The organism is Comamonas granuli NBRC 101663 (genome assembly GCF_000739995.1).
GTDB classification, from domain to species: domain Bacteria; phylum Pseudomonadota; class Gammaproteobacteria; order Burkholderiales; family Burkholderiaceae_C; genus Simplicispira; species Simplicispira granuli.
On sequence record NZ_BBJX01000004.1, the window covers coordinates 477934 to 484386 of the forward strand.

Genomic DNA, 6453 nt, shown 5'->3' on the forward strand with positions numbered 1-6453 from the left:
GCCGCCCGCCTGCGCTGCCCCCTTTCCCTTCCCCTCATGGATCAACACAAGGAGACAAACCATGACCCCTCGGAACCTTCCCACGCGCCTGCGCACCTCGTTGCTGGGCCTGGCCGCCGGTCTGCTGCTCGGCAGCCTGGCCCATGCCCAGGCCGACAAGGAGATCATCGTCGCCTTTGCCAACGCCAAGTCCGGCTGGCTGGAGGCCTACGACACGCCCGCACGCCGGGCGGCCATGATCCGCATCGATGAGATCAACGCCGCCGGGGGCCTGCTCGGCCGCAAGATCAAGGTCATCGAGACCGACACCAAGACCGACCGCGCACAAAGCGCCAAGGCGGGCCTGGAGGCGCTGGACAAGGGCGCCGACCTGCTGGTGGTGAGCTGCGACTACGACTTTGGCGCGCCCGCGGCCCTGGAGGCCCAGAAGCGCGGCAAGGTGTCGTTCTTCCTGTGCGCCGAGGACATCAAGGCGGGCATACAGGGCGTGGGCAAGAACTCGTTCAGTTCCTCGGTGCTGGGCGCCGTGCAGGGCGGCATCATGGCCGAATGGGCCTACAGAAAGCGCAAGGTGCGCGATGCCTACGTGCTGCTGGACACCAGCATTGAGTACAACAAGGGCATTTGCACCGGCTTTGACTGGATGGCGCCCCAGCTCGAAGGCCTGAAGGTGCTGGGCCGCGACAACTTCAAGAACAACGACGCCTCGATCGCCGCGCAGATCTCCCGCATCAAGGCCCTGCCCAAGGAGCCCGACGCCATCATGCTGTGCTCCGTCATCCCGGGTGCGGCCAGCGCAGTGCGCCAGTTGCGGGCGGCCGGCATCAATTCGCTCATCCTCAACGGCGCAGCCGTCGATGGCAGCTACTGGCTCGACTCGGTGCCTGGCCTGTCCAACTTCGTGGTTCCGGTCCAGGGCTCCATCTACGGCGACGACCCCAACCCCAAGGTGGAGGAGTTCAACAAGGCCTTCGAGAAGCGCTACGGCGCACGTCCATCGAGCACCTATGTGTATCCCGGCTATTCGCTGATCGAGGTCTGGGCCAAGGCGGTCGAGCGCTCCAAGAGCACGGATGCCGAGCCCGTGACGGCCGAGCTGGAAAAGATGCGCAACGAACCCACGCTGTTCGGGCCGCGCACCTTCACCAAGGAAATCCACCACCAGAACCAGGCGCGCATGCTGATTTCCGAGATCAAGGCCGGCAAGCCCGGCATCGTGGATGAGTGGACGCTGTCCAAGCCCGTTCCGCTGCCTGTGCTGCTCAAGCGCTGACCGCGCGCGGGCGCGCTGGTCGTTGCCGCGCGCCCTGCACCACCCGTCTGCGGCGGCCCCTGCGCCCCACGGCCGCCGCAGACAAAAGCAAAGGAAAAATGCCATGTAGCACATAGGGGATAAGCGCTACAAGCTACAGAAAAAATAGCAAACACAGTTCGTGACGAACTGTGGGGGGATATGTTTGTTCAGGGTTTCTATGTAGAGGCTTGTGCTCCTGCACAGTGCGCCGCTTCCCGGCGGCCATCTGTATATGTCGGCATGGGTCTGGACGCCGTACAGTCAGCCTCATCGACCACCCACTGCGAGCTCCTGACCCATGACCGCAAGCGACGCCCTCGTCACCTTCCGGGGTGTGCAAAAGACCTATGACGGCACCAGCCTGGTGGTGCGCGACCTGAACCTGGACATCCAGCGCGGCGAGTTCCTCTCCCTGCTGGGGCCTTCGGGCTCGGGCAAGACCACCACGCTGATGATGCTCGCCGGGTTCGAGTCGCCCACCGCGGGCGAGATCGTCCTCAACGGCACGCCCATCACGCGCACGCCGCCGCACAAGCGCAACTTCGGCATGGTGTTCCAGAACTACGCGCTGTTCCCGCACATGACCGTGGCCGAGAACATTGCCTACCCGCTGCGCGTGCGCAAACTTGCCGCTGCCGAGCGCGAGGCCAAGGTCAAGCGCGCCCTGGAGATGGTGCAGATGGACACCATGGGCCTGCGCTACCCGGCGCAGCTCTCGGGCGGGCAGCAGCAGCGCGTGGCGCTGGCACGCGCCCTGGTGTTCGACCCGCAGCTCGTGCTCATGGACGAGCCCCTGGGCGCGCTGGACAAGCAGTTGCGCGAGCACATGCAGCTCGAGCTCAAGGCCCTGCACCGCCGCCTGGGCGTGACCTTCGTCTATGTGACGCACGACCAGGCCGAGGCGCTGACCATGTCCGACCGCGTGGCCGTATTCAACGACGGGCGCATCCAGCAGATCGACCGCGTGGACCGGCTGTACGAGACGCCGGTCAACCGCTTCGTGGCCAATTTCGTGGGCGACAACGCCGTGCTCGATGCGCGCGTGCACGCCGCCGAAGGGGGCGAATGCGAAGTCGTGCTGCCCGATGGTGCGCGCCTGCGCGGCATCAACGTCAACCGCGCCGCCGTGGGCGACGCCGTGCAGTGCAGCGTGCGCCCCGAGCGCATCGAGCTCGCCGATGGCGCGAGCGCCAACACCCTGCCGGGCACGGTGATGGACGTGATCTATTTCGGCGACCACCTGCGCCTGCGCTGCCGCATGGCCAGCCAGGCCGAGGTCATGGTCAAGCTGGCACTCAACCACCAGGGCGTGCCCACCCCCGGCCACACCGTGCACCTGCACGCACCGGCGCAGCACACGCGCGTGTACCTCTGACCCCTTTTCCCCCACACCCTCAAGGAGACAAAAGCATGAAATCCACCCCCACCCTTCGCCCCCTGCTGCTCGCCGGCGCCCTGGCGCTGGCCCTGCCGGCCCTGGCGCAGCACAACCTCACGGTCGTGAACTTCGGCGGCGCCAATGGCGCGGCCCAGAAGAAGGCCTATTTCGAGGCCTATGAGAAGGCCACGGGCGGCAAGATCACGCAGGTGGAGTACAACGGCGAGCAGGCGCGCATCAAGGCCATGGTCGAGGCCAAGAAGGTCACCTGGGACGTGGTCGAGGTGGAGGGCCCGGACATCAGCCGCGGCTGCGACGAAGGCCTGTTCGAGCGCATGGACTGGAGCAAGATCGGCAACAAGGCCGACTTCCTGCCCGCCGCCGTGCACGACTGCGGCGTGGGCACCTTCGTGTGGTCCACGGTGCTGGCCTACAACGGCGACAAGCTCAAGACCGCCCCCACCGGCTGGGCCGACTTCTGGGACGTGAAGAAATTCCCCGGCAAGCGCGGCCTGCGCAAGGGCGCGCGCTACAACCTCGAGTTCGCCCTCCTGGCCGACGGCGTGAAGGCCGCCGACGTGTACAAGGTGCTGGCCACCAAGGACGGCGCCGACCGCGCCTTCAAGAAGCTGGCCGAGCTCAAGCCCCACATCCAGTGGTGGGAAGCCGGCGCCCTGCCCCCGCAGTTCCTGGTGGCGGGCGACGTGGCCATGACCAGCGCCTTCAGCGGCCGCATCGACGCCGCGCAGCGCGAGGGCCAGAACCTCAAGATCACCTGGGCCGGCGGCATCTACGACCTGGACTTCTGGGTCATGCCCAAGGGCGTGGCGAACAAGGACGCGGCCATGAAGTTCATCGCCCTGGCCAGCAGCGCCGACGCCCAGGCCGACTACGCGCGCCACATCTCCTACGGCCCGACCAACACCAAGGCCATGGCCAAGCTCGACGCCAAGACCCAGGCGCTCCTGCCGACCTCGCACGAGAACGCCAAGGACGCGCTGCGCTTTGACGTGGCCTTCTGGGCCGACCAGGGCGAGGCCCTGGAAAAGCGCTTTGCCGCCTGGGCTGCGCAGTAAGCCCCCTCTCAGGCTGAACCGCTATGAACACCGCTGCCATGGCCCTGCCCGCTGACGCCCCCCAGGCTGCCGAAGCCGCCGCGCCCGCCAACCTGCGGCGCCAGCTGCGCACCGCAGAGCGCCGGCGCCGCCTGCGCTCGGTGGCACTCACCCTGCCGTTGCTGGCGTTTCTGGTGGCGGTGTTCATCGTCCCGCTGGCGGGGCTGATGGTGCGTGCCATCGAAAACCCCGAGGTGGCCGACACCCTCGGCCGCACCGGCGGCGTGCTGGCCCGCTGGGACGGCACGAGCGCCCCGCCCGATGCGGCCTACGCCGCCCTGGCGCAGGACCTGGCCCAGTTGCAGGAGGGCGCGCAGGCCGGCGCGCTGGCGCGGCGCCTCAACAGCGAGGTCAGCGGCGCGCGCTCGCTCATCATGGGCACCTACCGCGCCCTGCCCTTCGACAGCCAGTGGAGCGAGGCCCAGGTGCGCGCGCACATGCTGGAGCTCGACCCGCGCTGGGCCGAGCTGCCCTACTGGCAGGCCATTGCCAAGAATGCCGCGCGCTGGACGCCGGACTACCTGCTCGCCTCCGTGGACCTGCAGCGCACGGCCCAGGGCGAGGTGGTGGCCGTGCCGGCCGAAGCCGCGGCGTTCCGTGACATCCTGCTGCGCACCTTCGAGATGAGCGCCACGGTCACGCTGATCGCCATCCTCATCGGCTACCCGCTGGCCTACTGGCTCAGCACCCTGAGCGAGCGGCGCGCCAACCTGATGATGATCCTGGTGCTGGTGCCGTTCTGGACTTCGGTGCTGGTGCGCATCGCCGCCTGGATCGTGCTCCTGCAGAGCAATGGCCTCATCAACCGCCTGCTCCTGGGCCTGGGCGTGACGGACACGCCCGTGCCCCTGCTGTTCAACCGGCTGGGCGTGGTCATCGCCATGGTGCACATCCTGCTGCCCTTCCTGGTGCTGCCGCTGTACAGCGTGATGAAGTCCATCCCGCCGAACTACCTGCGCGCCGCGGTGTCGCTGGGCAGCACGCCGCTGGCGGCGTTCTTCCGCGTCTACGTGCCGCAGACCTACCCCGGCGTGGCCGCAGGCGGCCTGCTGGTGTTCATCACGGCCATCGGCTACTACGTCACCCCCGCCCTGCTGGGCGGCCCCAGCGACCAGATGCTGAGCTACTACGTGGCCCAGTACACCAACGTGGAAGTCAACTGGGGCATGGCCGCCGCGCTCGGCTCGGTGCTGCTGGTGACCACGCTGATGCTGTACGCCGTGTACCGCAAGTTCGGCAAGGCCGAGCTGAACATGGGATGAGACCCCGCGCGAAAGACCCCGCCATGAAAACCGCCTACTTCCCCGCGCACTACCGCCTGGCCGACAAGCTCGGCTGGGTGGGGCTGCGCGCCTTCAGCGCCGCGGTGCTGCTGTTCCTGCTGCTGCCGGTGTTCGTCATCGTGCCGCTGTCGTTCTCCAGCGGCTCCTTCCTGGCCTACCCCCTGCCGGGCTGGTCGCTGCAGTGGTACCGCGAGCTCTTTGCCTCGGCCGAATGGGCGCGCGCCGCGCGCAACAGCTTCATCGTCGCGCCGCTGGCCACGCTGCTGGCCACCACCCTGGGCACGCTGGCCGCCATGGGGCTGGCGCGCACGCGCTTTCTGGGCAAGGGCCTGCTCAGCGCCCTGCTGATCTCGCCCATGGTGGTGCCCATCATCGTCGTGGCGGTGAGCACCTACCTGTTCTTCGCCCGCCTGGGCCTGTCGGAAACCTACCTGGGCCTGGTGCTGGTGCACGCCGCGCTGGGCGCGCCCTTCGTCGTCACCACCGTGCTGGCCACGCTGCAGGGCTTCAACCAGAACCTGGTCAAGGCCAGCCTGAGCCTGGGTGCCGGGCCGGTGCAGACCTTTTTCAAGGTCACGCTGCCGGTGATCGCGCCGGGCGTGATCTCGGGCGCGCTGTTCGCCTTTGCGGCCTCGTTCGACGAGGTGGTGGTCACGCTGTTCCTCGCCGGGCCCGAGCAGGTCACGCTGCCGCGCCAGATGTTCACCGGCATCCGCGAGAACATCTCGCCTGTGATCGCCGCCGTGGCCACCCTGCTGACGCTGTTCACCACGGCGCTGATGATGACGCTGGAGTGGCTGCGCGGCCGGCGCCGGTGAGCGCGGCGGTTTCACAAGCAAAAAAGGCCTCCAGCGCTTATATAGCAAGCGCAAGCAGCTAACATTTCAATAGCACACCATGACCACTACCGCCTCACGCCCCGCCGCCATCGCCACCGAGCAGATCCGCAACGCCCGCACCGTGGTGACCGAGTGGCGCTTCCCGCCGGGCGCCGAGACCGGCTGGCACACCCATGGGCACGACTATGTGGTGGTGCCCACCACCGGCGGCGAACTGCTGCTCCAGACACCCGAGGGCGAGCGGCGCGTACCGCTCGCGCCCGGCCAGTCCTACACCCGGCCCGTGGGCACGGCGCACAACGTCATCAACCCCACGGGCCACGAGGTGGCGTTCATCGAAATCGAGCTGCTGTAGCCCCGCACAAAACACCGGCTGCGCGCAGGGTCAGCGTCACCCCCGTGCACCGCGCCCCGCAGCATTTGCGGTAAGTTCCTGCCCTTTCTACCCTTCGTACCGTCGGAGCCTTCATGTCCCACACCCCCGCCCCCAGCCCCCTCGCCGCACTCAAGGACCCCAGCCTGCTCAAGACCGACGGTCTGATCG

The 6453-nt window shown here is 67.8% G+C and carries 6 protein-coding genes; all 6 read left to right on the top strand.

Translation table 11 applies throughout. From position 1 onward, the window contains the following. Window positions 1-61: 61 nt before the first annotated feature. The 6 genes from CGR01S_RS05565 (at window position 62) to CGR01S_RS05590 (ending at window position 6264) form a co-directional block, all read left to right on the top strand. Window positions 62-1273, top strand: a complete 1212-nt coding sequence (locus CGR01S_RS05565; protein ID WP_042423375.1) for an ABC transporter substrate-binding protein — start codon at window positions 62-64, stop codon at window positions 1271-1273. Window positions 1274-1592: 319 nt separating this feature from the next. Next, a complete protein-coding gene (locus tag CGR01S_RS05570; protein ID WP_042423378.1) occupies window positions 1593-2669 on the top strand; it encodes an ABC transporter ATP-binding protein in 1077 nt (358 codons plus the stop codon). 35 nt (window positions 2670-2704) lie between these two features. Next, window positions 2705-3748, top strand: coding sequence for an ABC transporter substrate-binding protein (locus CGR01S_RS05575; protein ID WP_042423381.1), 1044 nt, complete (start codon window positions 2705-2707; stop codon window positions 3746-3748). A 23-nt stretch (window positions 3749-3771) separates the two neighbouring features. Next, the gene (locus tag CGR01S_RS05580) at window positions 3772-5049 is read left to right on the top strand and encodes an ABC transporter permease (RefSeq protein ID WP_084690569.1); all 1278 of its coding nucleotides are present in this window, start codon (window positions 3772-3774) and stop codon (window positions 5047-5049) included. A 23-nt stretch (window positions 5050-5072) separates the two neighbouring features. Then, on the top strand, window positions 5073-5888 hold the full coding sequence (locus CGR01S_RS05585) for an ABC transporter permease (protein ID WP_042423384.1): 816 nt from the start codon (window positions 5073-5075) through the stop codon (window positions 5886-5888). Between the two features lie 79 nt (window positions 5889-5967). Beyond that, window positions 5968-6264, top strand: a complete 297-nt coding sequence (locus tag CGR01S_RS05590; protein ID WP_042423387.1) for a cupin domain-containing protein — start codon at window positions 5968-5970, stop codon at window positions 6262-6264. The last annotated feature ends 189 nt before the right edge of the window (window positions 6265-6453 follow it).

What these genes read in the sequence shown, in the direction of transcription:
- CGR01S_RS05565 (WP_042423375.1), top strand. Translation starts at nt 62, where the DNA reads ATGACCCCTCGGAACCTTCCCACGCGCCTGCGCACCTCGTTGCTGGGC.
- CGR01S_RS05570 (WP_042423378.1), top strand. Translation starts at nt 1,593, where the DNA reads ATGACCGCAAGCGACGCCCTCGTCACCTTCCGGGGTGTGCAAAAGACC.
- CGR01S_RS05575 (WP_042423381.1), top strand. Translation starts at nt 2,705, where the DNA reads ATGAAATCCACCCCCACCCTTCGCCCCCTGCTGCTCGCCGGCGCCCTG.
- CGR01S_RS05580 (WP_084690569.1), top strand. Translation starts at nt 3,772, where the DNA reads ATGAACACCGCTGCCATGGCCCTGCCCGCTGACGCCCCCCAGGCTGCC.
- CGR01S_RS05585 (WP_042423384.1), top strand. Translation starts at nt 5,073, where the DNA reads ATGAAAACCGCCTACTTCCCCGCGCACTACCGCCTGGCCGACAAGCTC.
- CGR01S_RS05590 (WP_042423387.1), top strand. Translation starts at nt 5,968, where the DNA reads ATGACCACTACCGCCTCACGCCCCGCCGCCATCGCCACCGAGCAGATC.